Here is a 20,531-nt window from a genome sequence, read left to right as displayed (position 1 = left end):
CCCCGGCAGCAACCGGTACCTGCGCGCGCAGCCGCCGCGCCCGCGGTACTCCCCGGGGAGTAATCCCCCCGTTCAGCCGCCCCCGGCAGTACCCCCGAACTCGCCCTCACGCCCGACGATCCGCCCCCTTCCCGCCGGGAGTCTGGAACCGAGCAGACACCCGGACCGGAGGGAGGCCCGTCAGATGGGGGCCGTAAGGACAGCTGTGCGGCGACGGCGTGCCGTGCCCTGGCTCGTGCTGGGACTGTGGATCGCCGTGCTCGCGATCGCCTCGCCGTTCGCGTCGAAGCTGGCGGACGTCCAGCGCGACCGGGCGGTGGACTACCTGCCGGCGAGTGCCGACTCCACCCAGGTCGCCAAGATCCAGGACCGGCTGCCCGGCGGCGAGACCACCCAGATGGTCGTCGTCTACCACCGGGACGGCGGGCTGACCGCCGCCGACAAGGCGACCGCCGCCGAGCAGATCGACCGGATCGCGAGCGAGCACGAGCTCGCCGCCGAACCCGAGGGCATCCCGTCGCAGGACGGGACGACCCTGATGTACCCGGTGGCCAGCAACGAACCGGGCACGGACGAGAAGGCCCGTGACGAACTCGTCCACGACGTCCGGGACGTGGCGAAGGGCGACGACGGACTGAGCGTCGAGGTCGGCGGCGAGGGAGCGCTCGCCACGGATTCCGCCGAGGTCTTCAACTCGCTCGACGGCCCGCTGCTCTACACCACCGCGGCAGTCGTCGCGCTGCTGCTGATCCTCATCTACCGCAGCCCCTTCCTGTGGCTGGTGCCGCTCGCGGTCGCGGGCATGGCCGACTACCTGTCCATGGGCGTGGCCTACGGGCTCCACCAGGGGTTCGGCACCTCGATCTCCGGCCAGAGCTCCGGGATCATGACGATCCTCGTGTTCGGCGCCGGCACCGACTACGCGCTGCTGCTCATCTCCCGCTACCGCGAGGAACTGCGCCGCATCGAGCGGCCGTACGACGCCATGGTCACCGCGCTCAGGGGCTGCGGGCCCGCCGTGCTCGCCTCCTCCGGCACGGTCGCCGCCGGGCTGCTGTGCCTGCTCGCCGCCGACCTCAACTCCAGCCGGGGCATGGGCCCCCTGGGCACCGTCGGGGTGCTGTGCGCGCTCGCCGCCATGCTGACGCTGCTGCCCGCGATCCTCGTCCTGCTGGGCCGGCGCGTCTTCTGGCCGCTCGTGCCCCGCTACGGCAGCACGCCCAAGGCCCGCCGGTCCCTGTTCACCGCCATGGGCAGCTCCGCCGGACGCCGGCCGGCCACCGTGCTGGTGGGCGGCGCCGTCCTGCTCGGCGCGCTCGCCCTCGGCGCCCTGAACCTGCCCGGCAGCCTCAAGCAGCAGGACACCTTCACCAGCAAGCCCGACGCCATCGCCGCCATGGAGACGCTCGCCAGGGCCTACCCCGAGCGCAGCACCCAGCCCATCACCGTCATCACGCCGGAAGACCGCGCCGACGAGACGCTCGCGTCGATCCGCGGGACCCGGGGCGTCGACAGCGCGCAGGAAGGACGTACCGGAGACGGCTGGACGGAGATCTCGGTCCTCGCCACCGCACCGCCCCAGTCCGCCGGGGAGACCGCCACCATCGAGGCCCTGCGCGACAGGCTCGACGGCTCCTACGTCGGCGGGCCGAGCGCCGAGCAGATCGACCTGAAGGACACCAACGCCCGGGACACGACGATCGTCGTACCGATCGTGCTGCTGTCCGTGCTGCTCATCCTGATCGCCCTGCTGCGCTCCCTCGTCGCGCCGCTGATTCTGGTGGGGGCCGTGGTCGCGGTGTGGGGCGCGGCGCTCGGCATCGGCGGGCTCGTCTTCGGGCCGCTGTTCGGCTTCGAGGGCACGGATCCCGGACTGGGGCTTCTCTCCTTCGTGTTCCTGGTGGCCCTCGGCGTCGACTACGGCATCTTCCTGATGCACAGGATGCGCGAGGAGTCCCTGAAGGGCGCCGAACCGGCATCGGCCGCGCTCACCGCGCTGCGCACGACGGGCGGCGTCATCGCCTCCGCCGGGCTCGTCCTCGCGGCCACCTTCGCGGTGCTCACCAGCATGCCGATGGTGCCGCTCGTCGAGCTGGGCTTCGTCATCGCGGTGGGCGTCCTGCTCGACACCTTCCTGGTGCGCACCTACCTGGTGACCAGCGCGAGCGTCGCGCTGCGCCGCAAGGTGTGGTGGCCGGGAGCCCTGTCCCGCGAGCCGGAGCGGCCCGTGCCGCCGAGGGAACCGGAGCGGGTGACCGCCGCCGCCCACTGACCGACCCGGCGCCCCTCTCTCCCGGAGGGGCGCCCTCCTGGCGGAAGATGATCCCGTGCAGCCAGCCAACCCAGCGGTGCGTCCCCGGATCGGCGAGCGGATCATGGCCGCGATCAACCGTGACCCGACGACCGCCCCCCACGGCACCCGCAACGACGCGCTGCTCTCGGTGGTGGCGGCCGGTGTGGCCGTGTGCATGGCGCTGTTCACCGACGAAGGCCGCAGGCCCGACGCCCTCGGCTGGACGCTCCTGATCGCCGCCCATGTGCCGCTGGTGTGGCGGCGGCGCCGGCCGCTGCTGATGTTCGCCGCGATGGTGGCGCTCGTCGTGCCCTACCACGCCCTCGACAACAACCACGGCGCGCCCCTCCCCGCCTCGCTCATCGCGCTCTACACGGTCACCGTCACCCAACGCCCCCTCCGCACGGTCCTGGTCGCGGCCACGGGCCTCGGCATCTCCCTGACCGTGATGCTCACGTTCGGCGAGCACAAGCAGGCCGTCGACCTGCTGCGCATCTACGGCTGGGTCCTCGCCGTCATCTTCATCGGCATCGACGTCCGCTACTACCGCCAGTACGTCGCCTCCATCGTCGAACGCGCCGAACGCGCCGAACGCACCCGCGAGGAGGAGGCCCGCCGCCGGGTCGCGGAGGAACGCCTGCGCATCGCCCGCGACCTGCACGACCTGCTCGCCCACAGCATCACCCTCATCGGCGTGCAGACGTCGGTGGCCGCGCACGTGCTGGCGGCCGACCCGGAGCGGCTGGACCGCGAGACGATCGCGAAGTCCCTCGACGACATCGCCGAGACCTGCCGCACGGCACGCGGTGAACTCCGTACGACGCTGGAGGTGCTGCGCGAGCAGGGTGCCGCCGACGAGGCACGCGGCCCGCTGCCCGGGCTCGACGGAGTGCCGGACCTGGTGGAGGCGGCGCGGCTGGCCGGGGCGCGGGTGGAGCCGGCGGTACGGGTGCGCCAGGTGCCGCCCGCCGTGGGCGCGGCCGCGTACCGGATCGTGCAGGAGGCGCTGACGAACGTCGTACGGCACGCGGGGCCCGAACCGGCCGTACGCGTCGAGCTGTACGAGGAGCAGGGCGCCCTGCGGGTGTCGGTCACCGATGACGGCACGAGGGGCGGGCCCGGCGGCGCAACCGCCGGCTACGGCCTCGTCGGCATGCGCGAGCGGGCCCGCAGCGTGGGTGGCACACTCGACGCCGGACCGCGTACGGGGGGCGGGTTCGAGGTGAGTGCCGTCCTCCCGATCGCAACCGGCCGGGAGGGAAACCGATGATCCGCGTACTGCTCGCCGACGACCAGACCCTCGTACGCGAGGCGTTCGCCATGCTGGTCGAGTCGGCCCCCGACATGGAGGTCGTCGGCCAGGCGGCCACCGGCCGGGAGGCCGCGGAACTGGCCCGCAGCGCACGCGCCGACCTCGTCGTGATGGACATCCGCATGCCCGACCTCGACGGCATCGAGGCGACCCGCCTCATCGCGGCCGACGACGACCTGGCCGGGGTGCGGGTGCTGGTCCTCACCACCTACGACACCGACGAGAACATCGTGGACGCCCTGCGCGCGGGCGCCTCCGGCTTCCTGGTGAAGGACACCCGCCCGGCCGAACTCCTCGACGCCATCCGCACGGTGGCGGCGGGGGAGGCACTCCTCTCCCCGGGCCCGACGGCACGGCTGATCGAGCGTTTCCTGCGCAGCCCCTCCGTACCCACTGCCAGGGGACCCGAATGCCTGTCCGACCGTGAACGCGAAGTGCTGACGCTGGTCGCACGCGGCCTCAACAACACGGAGATCGCCGAGGCCTTGGGACTGAGCCCGCTGACGGCGAAGACCCACGTCAGCCGCATCATGGGGAAGGTGGGGGCGCGGGACCGGGCGCAGTTGGTCATCGTGGCGTATGAATCGGGCATGGTGACACCGGGGAGCCTGTGACGGACAGGTCAATGTCTGACCCTCCGTCAAAGGAGCTCGATGACCCTCCTGAGCCGCACACTCACTCGTACGTTCCTAGTCACCGCAGCACTCCTGACCACGCCTGTGACGGCGGCCGGCAACGCCTCCGCGGACACCGGCTGCACGTCCTCCGTCCCGTACGTCTCGGGCGAGGGCGGCTACGACACCTACCGCATCCCCGCGACGATCACGACCCCGCGCGGCACGGTCCTCGCCTTCGCCGAGGGCCGGCACAACAGTGCGGGGGACACCGGCGACATCGATGTCGTCCTCAGGCGATCGTTCGATGGTGGCTGCACCTGGGGGCCGCTGACGGTGGTCGCCGCCGGGGACGGGAACACGCGGGGCAATCCGGCGCCGGTGGTGGATCCGCGCACCGGCACGATCGTGCTGGTCACCTCCTACAACAGCGGTGCTGTGACGGAGGCGGAGATCATGCGGGGCGAGGCGACGCCGGAGGAGAGCCGCCGGGTCTTCGTCCAGCGGAGCCTGGACGACGGCCGACACTTCTCCTCCCCCCGGGACATCACACGGCAGGTGAAGCCGGCGAACTGGCGCTGGTACGCGACGGGGCCGGGCCACGCGATCGCCCTGCGGCGGGGCCCGCACGCCGGACGCCTGGTCATCCCCTCGAACCATTCATCGGCACCGCCGCCCGGCTCCGCCGACACCGGCCAGGAGGCCAAGTACTACGGCGCGCACGCCATCTACAGCGACGACGCCGGGCTCACCTGGCGGATCGGCTTCGTGGACGACACCTACGACGGTTTCCGCAACGCCAACGAGTCCACGGCCGCCGAACTCCCCGACGGGCGACTGTACTTCAACTCCCGCGACCAGCTCGGCACGAGCATCGGCAACCGGCTCGACAGTCACTCCAGCGATGGTGGCGTGACCCTGGACCGCCCGTACACCGTCCAGCCGACGCTGAACGAGGCGCCGGTGGTGGAGGCGAGCGTCCTGCAACTCCCTTCGCGTGGCGGCCCGTTGCTCTTCTCCGCCCCCTCCGTCCCCACCGCTCGCCAGTCCATGGCCGTGTGGCGGAGCACGGACGGTGGAGCAACCTTCACGAAGGCGCTGACGCTGTCCCAGCAGCGGGCGGCGTACTCCGACCTGGTGCCGCTGGGCCGGGACACGGTGGGGATCCTGTATGAGACGGGGGTGACGGGGACGTACGAGACGATCGAGTTCCGCCGGTTGCGGGTGGCGGATCTGGCGTAGCCGAAGCCCAGAGTTCTTCGCCCCCGCCGCCCCTACCCGTCCCGTCCTCCAGGGGCGCTGCCCCTTCGACCCCGGTTCCTGGGGGCTGCCGCCCCCAGACCCCCGCTTCGGCCCTGAAGGGGCGGAGCCACTTCAAGGATGGGACGGGTAGGGGCGGCGGGGGCGAAAAAGGCCCTTACAGCAACCCCGCCCCGGCCAGGAACTTCCCCACCCGCTCCACCTCCCCCGCCGACAGCGGCACCTGAGGCTCCGCCGTCACCGGACACTCGATGACCCCCCGCAGATGCAGCGCCGCCTTGAACGCGCCCAGCGCCGACGAGCCACCCCCCATCCGCCCGGGATCCCCGACGGTCACCATGCCGAACAGGGCGCACAGGCGTTCTTGTTCGGCCCGGGCCGACTCCCAGTCACCCGCGCGGCACAGGCGGTCGAGCCGGACGTACCCGTGCGGATCGACGTTGGCGAGGCCCGGCACCGCCCCGTCCGCGCCGACCGCGAGCGCCGCGTCGACGAAGCGCTCCGAGCCGGTCAGCACGCTGAAGCCCTGGACGTCGGCCCGGGTCCGGGCGCCGACCACGACCTCACGGAAACCGGCGAGGTCACCGCTGGAGTCCTTCAGGCCCGCCAGGGCACCCTCGGCGGCGAGGCCGAGGATCACGTCGGCGGGGAGTTTGGTGTGGACGGAGCCAGGGAGGTCGTAGGCGATCACCGGGACCGGGCACGCCGCCGCGAGCAGGCGGTAGTGGCGGGCGATCTCGGCCGGGTGGGTCCGGGCGTAGAAGGGGGCCGTCGCCACCACCGCGTCCGCACCCGCCGCCGTGACCTCCCGCACATGGTCCAGTACCCTCGGCGTCGTCATGTCGATCACGCCCGCCAGGACAGGTAGCCGCCCTCCCACGTGCCCCGACACGGCCTCCACCACCAGCCTGCGCTGCCGGTCCGTCAGATACGCCGCCTCCGACGTCGAGCCGAGCACGAACAGCCCGTGCACCCCACCCTCGATCAGATGGTCGACCAGCCTGAGCAGTGACGGGACGTCCACCTCGCGGTCCGGTGTCAGGGGCGTGCAGACGGGCGGGACGACACCGGTGAGCGGGGTGGGGAACGGCATCAAGGCTCCTTGGAAACGTGGCTCTGTCGTACGAGGTCGCGGGTGGCCTCGCCCTCCTCCACTGGATGGTGACACCTGTAACGATGCTCCGGGCGAGACGCGGCCGAGAAATCCGGCATGGTGTCCGCGCACACCTCGTCCGCCTTCCAGCACCTCGTCCGGAACGGGCAGCCGCTCGGCGGGCGGGTCGCCGACGGGACCGGGCCGACCAGCGGGATCGGCTCGATGGGGTCCAGCAGGCCGGGCGTAGCGGAGAACAGGGCGCGGGTGTACGGGTGCCGGGAGGCGTCCGTGACCTCGGCCGCCGGGGACTCCTCGACGATCCGGCCCAGGTACATCGTGATCACGCGGTCACTCATCCGCCGTACCGTCTGGATGTCGTGGGAGACGAAGACCAGCGCCAGACCCAGTCTCTCCTTCAGGTCCAGCAACAGGTTCAAGATCTGGGCGCGCACCGACACGTCCAGCGCGCTCGTCGGCTCGTCCGCCACCACCAGGTCGGGGTCCAGCGCCAACGCCCGGGCGATGGCGACACGTTGGCGCTGACCGCCGGACAGCTGGCCGGGCAGGGCGTCGGTGAGGGCGCGGGGCAGGCCCACCAGGGACATCAGCTCCCGGACCCGCTCCTCGCGGCTCGTCTTCGCCCCCCGGTCGTGCACGTCCAGCGGGTCCCGCAGGATCTGCCGGACCGTCAGTCGCCGGTTCAGCGCCGTCGACGGATCCTGGAAGATCATCCCGGTGCCGGCGCCGACCGTCGTCCTGCGCTCGGCCGGGGACATCGCCCACAGGTCACGCCCCCGGAACGCCACGGTCCCCGACGTCGGCCGCTCCACCCCCACCAGCACCTTCGCCAGCGTCGACTTGCCGCACCCCGACTCACCGACCACGCCGACCGTCTCGCCGGGCGCGATGACGAGATCGGCGCCGGTCAGGGCGTACACCTTGTCCCGTGTGAACAGCCCGCCGCTGCGCGCCTTGTGCACGACGTGCGCGTCGGACAGCTCCACCAGTGCGTTCACGGGATGACCTCGCTCTCCGCCGTCACCAGCTCGACCGCCGGGTGATGGCACGCCGCCGTGTGCGTCCGCGTCCCCAGCAGATCCGGCGCGGTCGTCCGGCAGATCTCGCTCGCCATCGGACACCGGTCCGCGAAGCGGCAGCCCGCCGGGAAGTCGGCGGGGGAGGGGACGACGCCCTTGATCTGCGTCATCCGCTCCTCAGCCGACTCCAGCGAGAGCACGCTGCCCAGCAACCCCCGCGTGTAGTGGTGCGCCGGTGCCTCCACCAGGTCCGCGGTCACGCCCGTCTCCACGATCTGCCCGCCGTACATCACGACCACCCGGTCGGTGACGTCCGCGATCAGCGCCAGGTCGTGCGAGACCAGGATCAGCGCGAAGCCGAGCTCCTCCCGCAGCCCCAGCAGCAGCTCTATGATCTGCGCCTGCACGGTGACGTCCAGCGCGGTCGTCGGCTCGTCGGCGACGATCAGATTCGGGTCGCGGGACAGGGCCATGGCGATGAGGACGCGCTGGCGCTGGCCGCCGGAGAGTTCGTGCGGGTAGCTGCGCAGGGTGCGTTCGGGGTCGAGGCCGACCATCGTCAGCAGTTCGTGCGGGGTACGGCGGCCTCCGCGGCGTACGACCTGCCCCAGCTGCGCGCGGATCGTCATCGCCGGGTTCAGGGACGACAGGGCGTCCTGGTAGATCATCGCCATCTCGTGGCCCAGGAGCCGTCGTCGTACGCGCATCGGCTCGCCCACCAACTGCCGCTGGTTGAACCGCACATGGCCGCGCACCCGGGCGCCCTTCGGCTCCAGCCCCATCACCGCGAGGGCGGTGAGCGACTTCCCGCAGCCCGACTCGCCGACCAGGCCCAGCACCTCACCGGGCTGCACCTCGAAGCTGATGCCGTCGACGATGTCCACGCCGGCATGACGGCCCTCGAAGCCGATGGCCAGGTTCTCCACCGCCAGTACCGGCTGCCGTCCCTGCGGCAACGGCCGTGCCCGTCCCCGCAGTCGCGCCGCCGCCTCCGTCAGTCCCGGCAGTTGCAGCACCTCGCCGCTGCCCGGTTCCGGCGCCTCCAGCCGGTCGTCGTCCCGTACGTCGACCTCGCGCGCCGAGGGCGCCGCCCACGCGTCCGAGACGCCCTCGGAGAGGATGTTCAGGGAGAGGACGGTCACCAGCATCAGCAGGCCGGGGAAGACGGTCGCCCACCAACCCCCGGTCAGCACCATGTTCTTGCCGTCGGCGATGACACTGCCCCAGGAGGGGTCCGGTGGTCGCACGCCCGCGCCGATGAAGGACAGCGACGCCTCGAAGACGATCGCCTCCGCCACCTGGACCGTGCAGAACACCAGGACCGGGGCGGCGCAGTTGATCGCCACGTGCCGGATGACGATGTGGGGCGTGCGGGCGCCGATCACGCGTTCCGCCGTCACATAGTCCTCGCCGTACTGGTCGAGGACGTTCGCCCGGACGACCCTCGCCACCGGAGGCGTGAAGAGGAAGGCGATCGCGCAGATCAGGACGGTGATCCCGCCGCCGAAGACCGCGACCAGTACGGCGGCCAGCGCGATACCGGGGAACGCCATGACCACGTCCAGGCAGCGCATCAGCGTCTCGTCGACCGCCTTGCGGGAGGTCGCCGCGATCGCGCCGATCAGGGCGCCGACGACGAGCGCGAGCCCGGTCGCGCCGAGCCCGATGGCCAGCGACCAGCGGGCCCCGTACATCAGCCGGCTGAGGATGTCCCGGCCGAGGCTGTCCTGGCCCATCCAGTGCTCGGTGGACGGATGCCCGGTGCCGTCGACGGGCGGCTGCTGGTCGAGCGGGTCGTGCGGGGCGAGGACCGGGGCGAGCACCGCCATCAGGACCACCACGGCCAGGAAGCAGACCGCCACCTTCGACAGCAGCGGCAGCCGGCGCCAGCCGCGCAGCCGGATACCGGGCCGGGACAGCGCCTCGGCGAGGCGCTTGCGGTTGAACGTCACGTCGCCTCCCGCAGGCGCGGGTTGACCAGCAGATACAGGATGTCGATGACGAGGTTGACGACGACGAAACCGGTGGCTGTCGTCAGGACGACGCCCTGGACCACCGCCGGGTCACCGTTCTTCACGGCGTCGATCATCAGCTTCCCCATCCCGGGAAGGGAGAAGATCGTCTCGATGACGACCGCGCCGCCGAGGAGGTAGCCGACGCGCAGGCCGAGGACGGTCAGCGGGTTGATGAGCGCGTTGCGGAGCACGTTCCGCCCGACGACCACCCGTGGCGGCAGTCCGCTGCCGATCGCCGTGCGGACGTAGTCCTTGTCCAGCTCCTCCACCACCGCCGTCCGCACGATCCGCGTGAGCTGCGCCGCCACCGGCAGCGACAGCGCGAAGGCGGGGAGGGTCATGGTCTTCAGCCAGCCGGTGAAGGAGTCCGCCGGGTTGATGTAGCCGCCGGTCGGGAACCAGCCGAGGTCGACCGCGAGGTACTGGATCATCAGCAGCGCCAGCCAGAAGCCGGGCGCGGCCACCCCGGTCAGGGACACGACCCGGATGATCTGGTCGGGGAGCCGGTCGCGGTAGATGGCGGCCGTCACCCCGCCGAGCAGCGACAGTACGACCGCGATGCCGAGGCCCAGGAAGGTGAGCTGGAGAGTGAGTGGCAGCGCGGTCATGACCTGGTCGACGACCGGCGCCCTGGTGAGGGCGCTGATGCCCATGTCGCCGTGGAGCAGGTCGCCGACGAAGGCGACGTAGCGGACCGGGAGGGGATCCAGCAGGCCGTTCTCCTCGCGGAAGTCGTGCAGCTGCTGGGGCGTCGGGTTGGCGCCCTGGAAGAACGCGGACGCCGGGTCGACGTCCGAGAACCGCATGACCAGGAACACGAACAGCACGATGCCGAGCATCAGCGGCACGAGCAGCGCGACCCGACGGGCCAGGATCCTGACGACGGTGATCACGGCCGGACTCCCGTCGTGGCTAGGCCCACTTGGCCTGGAGCAGGTTGATACCGGGATACGGCTGTGCCCTTATGCCGGTGAGCTGCTTCGGGTTCCAGGCCGTCATCAGCTCGTTGTGGACGACCGGGTAGAGCACGGCCTGCTCGGCGACGACGTCGATGTAGTCCTGGATCATCGTCTTCTTCTTGTCGGGGTCCGGCTCCTGGGTCGCCCGGTCCATGTCCTTGAAGAGCGCCTTCGCCACGGAGTTGCCGGCCCACCGCGTGTACTGCATCCACAGGTTCTCGGGGCCGTAGTTGTAATGCATGATCAGGTCGGCGTCGAGGCCGAACTGGTTGGGGTTCGAGGCGGCGGCGACGACCTGGTAGTCCTGCTTCTGGTCCATCTTGGTGAAGACGGCCGTCGTCTCCTGCGGGGAGAGGGTGGTCTTGACGCCGATCGCGTCCCAGGACGCCTTGATCGTCGGCAGACAGTCCACGATCCAGCTCACGTTGACGGCGAGGATCTCGATCTTCAGCCCGCTGACCCCGGCCTCCTTCAGCAGCGCCTTCGCCTTGTCGGGGTCGTAGTCGTAGACGGTCTTGGCGCGCCGGTAGCTGGGGTTGGACTCGTTGAGGAAGGAGCTCGACGGCTTCCCGTGCCCCTTCAACGCCACCTCCACCATCTTCTCGGTGTCGATGGCGTAGCGCAGCGCCTGGCGGACGCGGACGTCGTCGAAGGGCTTGTGCTGGGTGTTGAACATCAGGAAGAGGTTGTTCATCCCGGCGCCGCCCGCGACCGTCAGCCCGCCGCTCTCCAGCTGCTGGATGTTGGCGTACGGGATGTTGTCCGCGATCTGCGCACCGGCGCTCGCGCCCGAGATCCTGGCGACGCGCGGCGCCGCGTCCACGATCGTCAGCCAGTTCATCTTCTTGAAGGCGGGCTTGCGCGGGCCGTTGTAGTCGGCGAACGCCTCGAAGGTGGTGTTGGACTTCGGGTGGTGCGCGGTCTGCCGGTACGGCCCCGAGCCGATCGCCTTGCCCTTGATGGCGTCCTCCCAGGCGCCCGGCCGGGAGAAGACGTGCTTCGGCATGATCTTGGCGAGGGTGAGACGTGAAATGCCGTCCGGGAAGGGGAACTTGAGCACCAGCTCGACGTTCTGCGCGTCGATCTTGCGGACTTCCTTCAGCCAGCTCGCGAAGAAGCCCTTGGCGAGGGTCTGGGTCTTCGGGTCGAGGATCCGGTCGAAGACGAAGACGACGTCGTCGGCCGTGACGGGCTTCCCGTCGTGGAACTTGGCGCCCGCGCGCAGGGTGAACTTCCAGGACGTGCTGTTCGGGTCCGCCGGGACCTGGGTGGCGAGCGCGGCATACGGCTCGCGCGAGATCGGGTCGGTGTCCAGCAGCCCCTCGTAGATGTGGTTGTTGGCGGCCATGCAGAAGGCGGACGCCGTCTGGGTCGGATCCCAGCTGCCGTCGTTGCCGTAGCCGATGACCGCGGTGAGCGTCCGGTCCTGGCCGCCGCCCGATCCGGTCTCGTTCGTGGACTCGGGCCCCGACGAACAGGCCGACAGCGACGCGGAGACGGCGGCGGCCGCGCCCAGCGCGCCGGAGTACTTCAGGAACGACCGGCGGTGCAGCGCCGGCACGTCGTGGGTCACGTCGCGCACGGTTCCTCCAACGGTGGGTGGTGAGGAGATACGACGTCCTACGTCCTGACGGTCAGCGCGACCATAGGTGGGGTGGTGGGGGCGGTCAAGAGATCTCACACGAATGGCGCATCTGCCACAGGTCGGACCAATGGCGCTGTGAAATGGCGTGAGTTGACCCATCGTCAGGGCCGTATCCGGCAGACATGGGACGTGGGACGTCTGGATGCGCGTACCATGCGCCGCATGCCGGGGCAGCCCAGGAACAGCCGTACGTCCCGTACATCCCGTGCGTCCGAGGAGTCCAGGAACAGCCGGATCCAGCGCCAGGTCATGCAGCTGATCATCGACCGCAGGCTCCGGGCCGGCGCCCTCCTGCCCACCGAGGCCGAGCTCATGGAGGACCTCGGCGTCAGCCGCAACTCCGTCCGGGAGGCGCTCAAGGCGCTCCAGGCGCTGGACATCGTGGAGATCCGGCACGGCTATGGGACGTATGTCGGCCAGGCCTCGCTCACGCCGCTGATCGACGGGCTGACCTTCCGTACGCTCGCCCGGCACGACCATGACGACCCGGGGGCGCTCGCCGAGATCCTTCAGGTGCGGGAGGTGCTGGAGGAGGGGCTGATCCGGCGGGTGGCGGCGACGGTCACCGAGGGGGAGCTGGACCGGCTGGACGCGGTGGTGTCCCGGATGGAGGCGGCGGGGCGGGTGGGGCGGTCCTTTCCCGACCTGGACCGCGAGTTCCACGAACTGCTCTATGCCTCCCTCGGCAACGACCTCGTGCCGCAGCTCCTCGCCGCGTTCTGGACGGTCTTCCGCCGCGTCTCCGGCGCCCGCGGCCGGCCCGACGATCCCTCTCCCGACCTGACCGCCCGGTGGCACCGCGACATCGTGACGGCGCTGCGGAGCCGGGACGTGGAGGGGGCGCAGCGTGCGATGGCCGTCCATTTCCGGGGGATCGCGGGGTGGGCGGGACAGGAGTCGCGGGGGGCGCGCTGACGGCCGCGGGTCGGGAAGTTCCTCGCCCCCGCCGCCCCTACCCGTCCCGTCCTCCAGGGGCGGAGCCCCTTCACGGTGCCGGTGAGACCGGTCAGGAATCGAGAAGCGCCGCCCCCGCCCCACGGCTAGCGTGACGGGCATGGACATCTCGATTCACGCCAGCTTTCTTCCGCACGACGACCCGGACGCCTCCCTGGCCTTCTACCGCGACGCCCTCGGCTTCGAGGTCCGTACCGACGTCGGCCAGGGCAAGATGCGCTGGATCACGGTCGGCCCGGCCGGCCGGCCCGACACGTCCATCCTCCTGGCACCCCCGGCCGCCGACCCCGGCATCACCGAGGACGAGCGCCGCACCATCCTCGAGATGATGGCCAAGGGCACCTACGGCTGGATCCTGCTGGCCACCCCGAACGTCGACGACACCTTCGAGAAGGTGCAGGCGAGCGGCGCCGAGGTGGTCCAGGAGCCGACCGACCAGCCGTACGGCATCCGCGACTGCGCCTTCCGCGACCCCGCGGGCAACCTGATCCGTATCCAGGAGCGGAGCTGAACTGCGATGACCAAGGCCACGAGTACGGACGCACAGCCGCCCGCCCCGCACGCCGCCGACAGCCATGAGCTGATCCGCGTGCACGGCGCCCGCGAGAACAACCTCAAGGACGTCAGCATCGAGATCCCCAAGCGCCGCCTGACGGTCTTCACCGGCGTCTCCGGCTCGGGCAAGAGCTCGCTGGTGTTCGACACGATCGCCGCGGAGTCGCAGCGCCTGATCAACGAGACCTACAGCGCCTTCCTGCAGGGCTTCATGCCGAACGTGGCCCGCCCCGAGGTCGATGTCCTGGACGGGCTCACCACCGCGATCACCGTCGACCAGCAGCGCATGGGCGGCGACCCCCGCTCCACCGTCGGCACCGCCACCGACGCCAACGCGATGCTGCGCATCCTCTTCAGCCGGCTCGGCACGCCCCACATCGGCCCGCCCAGCGCGTACTCCTTCAACACCGCCTCGGTCCGGGCGAGCGGCGCGATCACCGTCGAGCGCGGCGCGAAGACCAAGGCCCAGAAGGCGACCTTCGAGCGCACCGGCGGTATGTGCAACCGCTGCGAGGGGCGTGGCTCGGTCTCCGACATCGACCTCACCCAGCTCTACGACGACTCCAAGTCGCTGTCCGAGGGCGCGTTCACCATCCCCGGCTGGAAGTCGGACAGCCAGTGGACCGTGCAGCTCTACGCCCAGTCCGGCTTCGTCGACCCGGACAAGCCGATCCGCGAGTACACCAAGAAGGAGATGCACGCCTTCCTCTACGGGGAGCCGACCAAGATCAAGGTCAATGGCATCAACCTCACCTACGAGGGGCTCATCCCGAAGATCCAGAAGTCCTTCCTGTCCAAGGACAAGGAATCGATGCAGCCGCACATCCGCGCCTTCGTGGAGCGTGCGGTCACCTTCACCACCTGTCCCGAGTGCGACGGCACCCGGCTGAGTGAGGGCGCCCGATCGTCGAAGATCAAGGGGATCAGCATCGCCGACGCCTGCCGGATGGAGATCCGCGACCTCGCCGAATGGGTCCGCGGGCTGAAAGAACCGTCCGTGGCGCCGCTGCTCACCGCCCTCCAGCACACCCTCGACTCCTTCACGGAGATCGGCCTCGGATATCTCTCGCTCGACCGCCCGGCCGGCACCCTGTCCGGCGGTGAGGCACAGCGCGTCAAGATGATCCGCCACCTCGGCTCCTCGCTCACCGACGTCACGTACGTCTTCGACGAGCCCACCATCGGCCTGCACCCGCACGACATCCAGCGCATGAACGACCTGCTGCTGCGGCTGCGGGACAAGGGCAACACGGTGCTCGTGGTGGAGCACAAGCCGGAGACGATCGCGATCGCCGACCACGTCGTGGACCTCGGCCCGGGCGCCGGCACGGCGGGCGGCACCGTCTGCTTCGAGGGCACCGTCGAGGGGCTGCGGGCGAGCGACACCGTCACCGGCCGCCACCTCGACGACCGCGCCACGCTCCGGGAGACCGTGCGCAAGCCCACCGGCACGCTGGAGATCCGCGGCGCGACGACCAACAACCTGCAGAACGTCGACGTCGACATCCCGCTCGGCGTGCTCTGCGTCGTCACGGGCGTCGCCGGTTCCGGCAAGAGCTCGCTCATTCACGGGTCCATACCGGCCCCCGAGGGCGTGATCTCGGTGGACCAGACGCCGATCCGCGGCTCGCGCCGCAGTAACCCGGCGACGTACACCGGCCTGGCCGACCCGATCCGCAAGGCGTTCGCCAAGGTCAACGGCGTGAAGCCGGCCCTGTTCAGCGCCAACTCCGAGGGCGCCTGCCCCACCTGCAACGGCGCCGGGGTCATCTACGTCGACCTGGGGATGATGGCCGGCGTCGACACCCCCTGCGAGGACTGCGAGGGCAAGCGGTTCCAGGCGTCCGTGCTGGAGTACCACCTCGGCGGCCGGGACATCAGCGAGGTGCTCGCGATGTCGGTGGCCGAGGCGGAGGAGTTCTTCCGGGCCGGCGAGGCACGCACCCCGGCCGCCCACAAGATCCTCGAGCGGATGGCGGACGTCGGCCTCGGCTACCTCACCCTCGGCCAGCCGCTCACCACGCTGTCCGGCGGCGAGCGGCAGCGGCTGAAGCTGGCCACGCACATGGGCGACAAGGGCGGGGTCTACGTGCTCGACGAGCCGACCACCGGGCTCCACCTCGCCGACGTCGAGCAGCTGCTCGGCCTGCTCGACCGGCTCGTCGACTCCGGCAAGTCGGTCATCGTGATCGAGCACCACCAGGCGGTCATGGCCCACGCCGACTGGATCATCGACCTCGGCCCCGGCGCCGGCCACGACGGCGGCCGGATCGTCTTCGAGGGCACCCCCGCCGACCTCGTCGCCGAGCGCTCGACCCTCACCGGCGAGCACCTCGCGGCCTACGTCGGCGGCTGACCCCATGTGTCTCACCACGGGGCCGGTGATGTCCTTCCTCGCGTCCCGCTCCCGGCAGCTGAGGGAGCGGGCAAGGGGACAGGCAGGGGAGTGGACGCTCCGGGAAGGGGTCCGGGATGATGCGGGTGTGCGTTCCCACCACTCCACGTCCGAGGAGCAGCGGCTGCGGACCCTCGCGGCGCTGCGCCGCGTCCGCGACCGGATGGACCGGGAGTACGCACAGCCGCTGGACGTCGAGGCGCTCGCGCGCGGGGTGCACATGTCGGCCGGGCACCTCAGCCGCGAGTTCAAGGCCGCCTACGGCGAGTCTCCGTACGGCTACCTGATGACGCGGCGCATCGAGCGCGCGATGGCGCTGCTGCGCCGGGGCGACCTCAGCGTCACCGAGGTGTGCTTCGAGGTCGGCTGCTCGTCGCTGGGCACCTTCAGCACGCGCTTCACGGAGCTGGTCGGCATGTCGCCGAGCGCCTACCGGCGGCAGGTGACGGAGGCGACGGACGCCGCTGCGGGGATTCCGTCGTGCCTGTCGAAGCAGGTGACCAGGCCACTCAGGAACCGCGAAGCGCCGGTCGGCCCGCCAGCGCCGGTGACCCGGCAAACGCCGGTCAGCGAGCCGCGGGCGTCGTGACGGCCGGGGGCGCCGTCCCCTGCGCGGCGCCCCCGAAGCCGTCGGTGCTTCCGTCAGCGCTCCCGTCGGAGCTACGGAAGCGTCCTCTGGTAGTACTTGTCGTCGTCGGAGTCGTAGATCAACCTGCCGCCGGCGTCGTACCCCTTGATGTGCGGAGCCACGGTGACCTGCTGGTTCAGCACCCCGGACGCCACGAAGAAGCCGTGGTCGAGGGCGGCCTCGCTGCTGGAGTCGCCGTAGGAGACCCGCACCTCGGCCACCGACGGCTCGACCGTGCCGACCACACCCCAGCGGAACGGCAGCTTCCAGTTGCCGCGGTCGATGACCGACTGCTGGTAGAGCTTGCCGACGTTGGGGTTGACGAACACCGGGCCCTCGTCCGGGATGACGTCGGTGTCGTCGGCGAAGCCGGAGACGCCCTGGGTCTGGCCGTTGGTGATACGGCAGATCAGATGGGCCTGTTGCGCCGGCTCCTCCCGCACCGCGACGACGAACATGCCGTCGTCGGGCGCGTTGGAGTCCCCGGTGCTGCGCATCGCCAAGAGGATCCGGTAGTCGTCCGGTGTGCCCGGATCCGCGGCCCTCACCTGGCCGGCTCCCGACCGGTCGAAGTCCAGGCAGTCCTCCAGCCCGTCCGCCGCCTGCTCGAAGGTGATCCCGTCGAGCAGTTGCCGTGCCGTGGCCGGCCGCGCGGGCCCGCTCGAGGTCGGGGAAGGCGTCGGCGACGCGGCTCGCGTGGCGCTGACCGAGGGCGTCGGGGTCGTCGCCGTGTCCCCGCCCCTCCCCGCACCGCTCAACGCGTACGCCCCGACCGGCATCGCCGCCAACGTCACCAGCGCCGCCCCGGCCGCCGCCACCCGGCGCCGCCGCTCGACCACGCCCCGGCGCCGGATCGCCGGATACGGCACCGGCGACGGCCGGATCGCGTACGCGTCCTCCGCGAGCAACTCCCGCACCTGCTCCTCGAAGTCCCGCTCGCTCTGCGCTTCCCGCCGCTGCTCCTCGTCGCTCACCTGCTGCCTCCCTGCCCCTCCGCGACCCGGGAGAGCCCGGGAAACGTACGCAACTTCGCCAGCCCCTTGGACGCCTGGCTCTTGACCGTGCCGACGGAGCAGCCGAGCACGTCGGCGACCTCCGCCTCGGACAGGTCCTCCCAGTAGCGCATGACCACCACCGCCCGCTGCTTGGGCGGCAGTTGGGCGAGGGCGCCGAGCAGCGGGCCGCGCTCGTCCACGCCCGCGTAGCCCGCGTCGCGCCCCGCCACCTCGGGCGGCGCGGCGGTCAGCGCCTCGGCGACCCGCCGCTTGCGGAACCGGTCGCTGTTGCAGCTGACCAGCATCCGGCGGACGTACGCCTCCGGATTGTCGGCGCGTGCCACCCGCCGCCATGAGCGGTACGCCTTGGCCAGCGCCGTCTGCGTCAGGTCCTCTGCGTGGTGCGCATCGCCCGTGAGCAGATACGCGGTCCGCACCAGATGGGACCACCGCGCCCTGACGAACTCCTGGAACCGGTCCTCTTGTTCGGCCTGCATCAAGCACCCTCCCTCGCCCCCCAGACCACCGATGCGGCGGATTCGGTTGCCCGGCACGCGGAGGTACGTGCGGAGGAACGCGTGGTGCCTCAGCTGAGGGTGTGTGCGAGCAGCTCGGCCGCCTCCGCCACCAGTGCGTCGTCCCAGGCCGCGTCCTGGTCGGGCTTCGTGGACAGGACGGCGAGGACGACGGGGGTGCCGTCGGGGGTCCAGGCGATGCCCACGTTGTTGGTGGTGCCGTAGTCGCCCGAACCGGTCTTGTCCGCGATCGCCCAGGTCGGGGGCAGGCCCGCGCGGAAGCGTTTGCCGCTGGTGGTGTTGTTCAGCAGCCAGTGCGTGAGCAGCCGCCCGTCCGGACGGTTCAGGGCGTCGCCGAGGACCAGACGGGCGTACGTCCGGCCGATCGCGCGCGGGCTCGTGGTGTCCGTGACGCGCCACGGCTCCGCCGAGTTGAGCTCCGTCTCCCAGCGGTCGAGGCGGGTCACCGGGTCGCCGAGGGAGCGGGCGAAGCCGGTGATGGCGGTGGGGCCGCCGAGCTCGCGCAGGAGGAGGTTGGCGGCGCCGTTGTCGCTGTAGGTGATGGCGACCTCGCAGAGTTCGGCGACCGTCATCCCCTCGGCCAGGTGCTCCCTGGTCCGGTCGGAGCCCGCCGGCAGATCGGCCTCCGTGTAGTGGATACGGCGGGCCAGGAACTCGCCGTGCCGGTCGAGGTCGCGCAGGACGGCCGCGGACGCCAGGGTCTTGAACACCGAGCAGATCGGGAAGAGTTCGTCGGCGCGGTACCGCACGGTCCGCTTCGTGGCGAGGTTGTGCGCGAACACGCCCAGGCGGGCGCCGTGCCGCTGCTCCAGCTCGCGCAGCCGGGTCGTCGTACGGCTGCCGGAGCCGACGGCGTGCGCGGGGGACCGGGTGAGCAGGGCCGTCGCGGTGGCGGTGGTACCGGCGGTGAGGAACGTGCGTCGGGACAGCGGGGACGTGGCTGAACCTAAGATCTTGCTCTCCTTCGCTCGTGAGGCGTGGACGATCTTCGTCATGAACGACGTACTCTCTCATCCCTTGGTTGCGGGGCCGTAGACCAACGGCGGACGGCGCGGCGGGCGCGTGCTCGCCACAGTGGCCGTATGGAGAAGACCAGCCGTATGGAGAAGACCAAGGGGATCAGCCGGGCCCGGTTCCTGGCGGGCGCGGCGGCCGTCGGACTGGCGGGGGCGGTGCTGCCCGCGGGGCGGGCCGCAGCGACCGGAGGGCATGCCCGAGGCCTGAAGCACCGGGGCGTCGTCTACACCGTCGGGGCGGGTGAGACACCCGGCACCGCATGGAGCGCCGCCCGGATGCGCAAGGACGTCCGGGTCATCCGCGACGTCCTGCACGCCGACACCCTCGACGTCACCGGCGACGGCGTCGAGCGCCTCACCGCCACGGCCGCCGAGGCAGCCGAGCGCGGGCTGCACGTCTGGCTCCAGCCGACCCTCGGGGACATTCCGGAGCGGGAGATCCTGGACAGCATCGCCGAATGCGGCCGGTTCGCGGAGCGGCTGCGCCGGCAGGGCGCGAGCGTCGACTTCAGCGTGGGCTGCGAGTTCTGGCTGTTCGTGCCGGGCATCGTGCCGGGGGAGACGGCCCTGGACCGCGTCGACAACCTCCAGAAGGGCACCGTCGACATGCCGAAGATGCAGCGCCGCCTGGCCCGCTTCACCGCGAAGGCGGCGGCCGTCGGCCGCGATGTCTTCCACGGCCGGCTGAGCTACGCCGCCGCACAGGAGGAGGACTTCGAGCCGGTCGACTGGAACCTCTTCGACGTCGTCGGCATCGACTACTACTCGTACCACCGCCAACCAGCGGATTATGTACGGGAGTTGAGGCGCTATCTGCGCTGGGGCAAACCCCTGGCGATCACCGAGTTCGGCACCTGTACGTACGCCGGCGCCCCCGAGGCAGGCGGCATGGGCTGGAACATCGTCGACTACGACAAGAACCCGCCGGAGATCAAAGGCGACCTGGTGCGCAGCGAGCGCACACAGGCCGCCTACCTGGCCGATCTGCTGGAGGTCTTCGAGTCGATGGGCCTGTACGCGGCGATGGCCTTCGAGTTCGTCACACCCGACGCCCCGCACCGCCCCGACAACCCGCGCTACGACCTCGACCTGGCGAGCTACAGCATCACCAAAGCCATCAAGGACCGCCCCGACGACCCGCGTTCGGACTGGCACTGGGAGCCGAAGGAGGCGTTCCACGCCTTGGCACGGCAGTACGCCGGGGGGTGCCGGTCGTAGGTC

17 protein-coding genes are annotated in these 20,531 nt (G+C 71.0%); 9 read left to right on the top strand and 8 right to left on the bottom strand.

Going from position 1 to position 20,531, the window contains the following annotated elements; all coding sequences use genetic code 11:
* The first annotated feature begins 184 nt into the window (after nucleotides 1-184).
* The 4 genes from ACQEV2_RS13800 to ACQEV2_RS13785 all read left to right on the top strand — a co-directional run bounded on the left by ACQEV2_RS13800 (nucleotide 185) and on the right by ACQEV2_RS13785 (nucleotide 5,461).
* Complete coding sequence (locus ACQEV2_RS13800) at nucleotides 185-2,272, top strand: MMPL family transporter (RefSeq protein WP_433039856.1); 2,088 nt, start codon at nucleotides 185-187, stop codon at nucleotides 2,270-2,272.
* Nucleotides 2,273-2,375: 103 nt separating this feature from the next.
* A complete protein-coding gene (locus ACQEV2_RS13795) occupies nucleotides 2,376-3,563 on the top strand; it encodes a sensor histidine kinase (protein ID WP_433054430.1) in 1,188 nt (395 codons plus the stop codon).
* Nucleotides 3,560-4,219 carry a response regulator gene (locus tag ACQEV2_RS13790; RefSeq protein ID WP_433039854.1) on the top strand — a complete coding sequence of 220 codons (660 nt, stop codon included), beginning with the start codon at nucleotides 3,560-3,562 and terminating at the stop codon, nucleotides 4,217-4,219. Before ACQEV2_RS13795 ends, ACQEV2_RS13790 begins: the two co-directional genes overlap by 4 nt.
* A 39-nt stretch (nucleotides 4,220-4,258) precedes the next feature.
* Nucleotides 4,259-5,461 carry a sialidase family protein gene (locus ACQEV2_RS13785; RefSeq protein WP_433039852.1) on the top strand — a complete coding sequence of 401 codons (1,203 nt, stop codon included), beginning with the start codon at nucleotides 4,259-4,261 and terminating at the stop codon, nucleotides 5,459-5,461.
* Between the two features lie 175 nt (nucleotides 5,462-5,636).
* Here ACQEV2_RS13785 and ACQEV2_RS13780 read toward each other — a convergent pair whose 3' ends face one another.
* The 5 genes from ACQEV2_RS13780 to ACQEV2_RS13760 are packed head-to-tail and all read right to left on the bottom strand — an operon-like array spanning nucleotide 5,637 to nucleotide 12,168.
* Nucleotides 5,637-6,572 (bottom strand): dihydrodipicolinate synthase family protein, encoded by a 936-nt coding sequence (locus tag ACQEV2_RS13780; protein WP_433039850.1) that lies wholly within the window; start codon nucleotides 6,570-6,572, stop codon nucleotides 5,637-5,639.
* Nucleotides 6,572-7,591 (bottom strand): oligopeptide/dipeptide ABC transporter ATP-binding protein, encoded by a 1,020-nt coding sequence (locus ACQEV2_RS13775; protein WP_433039848.1) that lies wholly within the window; start codon nucleotides 7,589-7,591, stop codon nucleotides 6,572-6,574. The genes ACQEV2_RS13780 and ACQEV2_RS13775 overlap by 1 nt, the downstream gene beginning before the upstream one ends.
* Nucleotides 7,588-9,564 carry a dipeptide/oligopeptide/nickel ABC transporter permease/ATP-binding protein gene (locus ACQEV2_RS13770; RefSeq protein WP_433039846.1) on the bottom strand — a complete coding sequence of 659 codons (1,977 nt, stop codon included), beginning with the start codon at nucleotides 9,562-9,564 and terminating at the stop codon, nucleotides 7,588-7,590. Before ACQEV2_RS13770 ends, ACQEV2_RS13775 begins: the two co-directional genes overlap by 4 nt.
* The gene (locus ACQEV2_RS13765) at nucleotides 9,561-10,520 is read right to left on the bottom strand and encodes an ABC transporter permease (protein ID WP_433039844.1); all 960 of its coding nucleotides are present in this window, start codon (nucleotides 10,518-10,520) and stop codon (nucleotides 9,561-9,563) included. Before ACQEV2_RS13765 ends, ACQEV2_RS13770 begins: the two co-directional genes overlap by 4 nt.
* A 19-nt stretch (nucleotides 10,521-10,539) precedes the next feature.
* Nucleotides 10,540-12,168: an ABC transporter substrate-binding protein gene (locus ACQEV2_RS13760; protein ID WP_433039842.1), complete on the bottom strand. Its 1,629-nt coding sequence runs from the start codon at nucleotides 12,166-12,168 to the stop codon at nucleotides 10,540-10,542.
* A 225-nt stretch (nucleotides 12,169-12,393) separates the two neighbouring features.
* On the opposite strand from ACQEV2_RS13760, the gene ACQEV2_RS13755 reads away from it, so the two are divergent.
* From ACQEV2_RS13755 to ACQEV2_RS13740, 4 genes are all read left to right on the top strand, one after another.
* Nucleotides 12,394-13,146, top strand: a complete 753-nt coding sequence (locus tag ACQEV2_RS13755) for a FadR/GntR family transcriptional regulator (protein ID WP_433039840.1) — start codon at nucleotides 12,394-12,396, stop codon at nucleotides 13,144-13,146.
* Between the two features lie 139 nt (nucleotides 13,147-13,285).
* Nucleotides 13,286-13,696, top strand: coding sequence for a VOC family protein (locus ACQEV2_RS13750; RefSeq protein ID WP_433039838.1), 411 nt, complete (start codon nucleotides 13,286-13,288; stop codon nucleotides 13,694-13,696).
* A 6-nt stretch (nucleotides 13,697-13,702) separates the two neighbouring features.
* Nucleotides 13,703-16,096 (top strand): ATP-binding cassette domain-containing protein, encoded by a 2,394-nt coding sequence (locus ACQEV2_RS13745; RefSeq protein WP_433039836.1) that lies wholly within the window; start codon nucleotides 13,703-13,705, stop codon nucleotides 16,094-16,096.
* 202 nt (nucleotides 16,097-16,298) lie between these two features.
* A complete protein-coding gene (locus ACQEV2_RS13740) occupies nucleotides 16,299-16,724 on the top strand; it encodes a helix-turn-helix transcriptional regulator (protein WP_433054427.1) in 426 nt (141 codons plus the stop codon).
* A 71-nt stretch (nucleotides 16,725-16,795) separates the two neighbouring features.
* Here the strand turns inward: ACQEV2_RS13740 and ACQEV2_RS13735 are convergent, their stop codons facing one another.
* From ACQEV2_RS13735 to bla, 3 genes are all read right to left on the bottom strand, one after another.
* Nucleotides 16,796-17,737: a hypothetical protein gene (locus ACQEV2_RS13735; protein WP_433039834.1), complete on the bottom strand. Its 942-nt coding sequence runs from the start codon at nucleotides 17,735-17,737 to the stop codon at nucleotides 16,796-16,798.
* Nucleotides 17,734-18,255 (bottom strand): SigE family RNA polymerase sigma factor, encoded by a 522-nt coding sequence (locus ACQEV2_RS13730; RefSeq protein WP_433039832.1) that lies wholly within the window; start codon nucleotides 18,253-18,255, stop codon nucleotides 17,734-17,736. The genes ACQEV2_RS13735 and ACQEV2_RS13730 overlap by 4 nt, the downstream gene beginning before the upstream one ends.
* Before the next feature lie 89 nt (nucleotides 18,256-18,344).
* Nucleotides 18,345-19,289 carry a class A beta-lactamase gene (gene bla / locus ACQEV2_RS13725; RefSeq protein WP_433039830.1) on the bottom strand — a complete coding sequence of 315 codons (945 nt, stop codon included), beginning with the start codon at nucleotides 19,287-19,289 and terminating at the stop codon, nucleotides 18,345-18,347.
* A 105-nt stretch (nucleotides 19,290-19,394) separates the two neighbouring features.
* On the opposite strand from bla, the gene ACQEV2_RS13720 reads away from it, so the two are divergent.
* Nucleotides 19,395-20,528, top strand: a complete 1,134-nt coding sequence (locus ACQEV2_RS13720) for an abortive phage infection protein (protein ID WP_433054424.1) — start codon at nucleotides 19,395-19,397, stop codon at nucleotides 20,526-20,528.
* The last annotated feature ends 3 nt before the right edge of the window (nucleotides 20,529-20,531 follow it).

Origin of the sequence: Streptomyces sp. CA-251387 (genome assembly GCF_050936625.1) — a bacterium.
Taxonomy (GTDB): Bacteria; Actinomycetota; Actinomycetes; order Streptomycetales; family Streptomycetaceae; genus Streptomyces.
The sequence above is the reverse complement of the archived record's forward strand: the minus strand, read 5'-3'. Positions and strand labels throughout refer to the sequence as shown.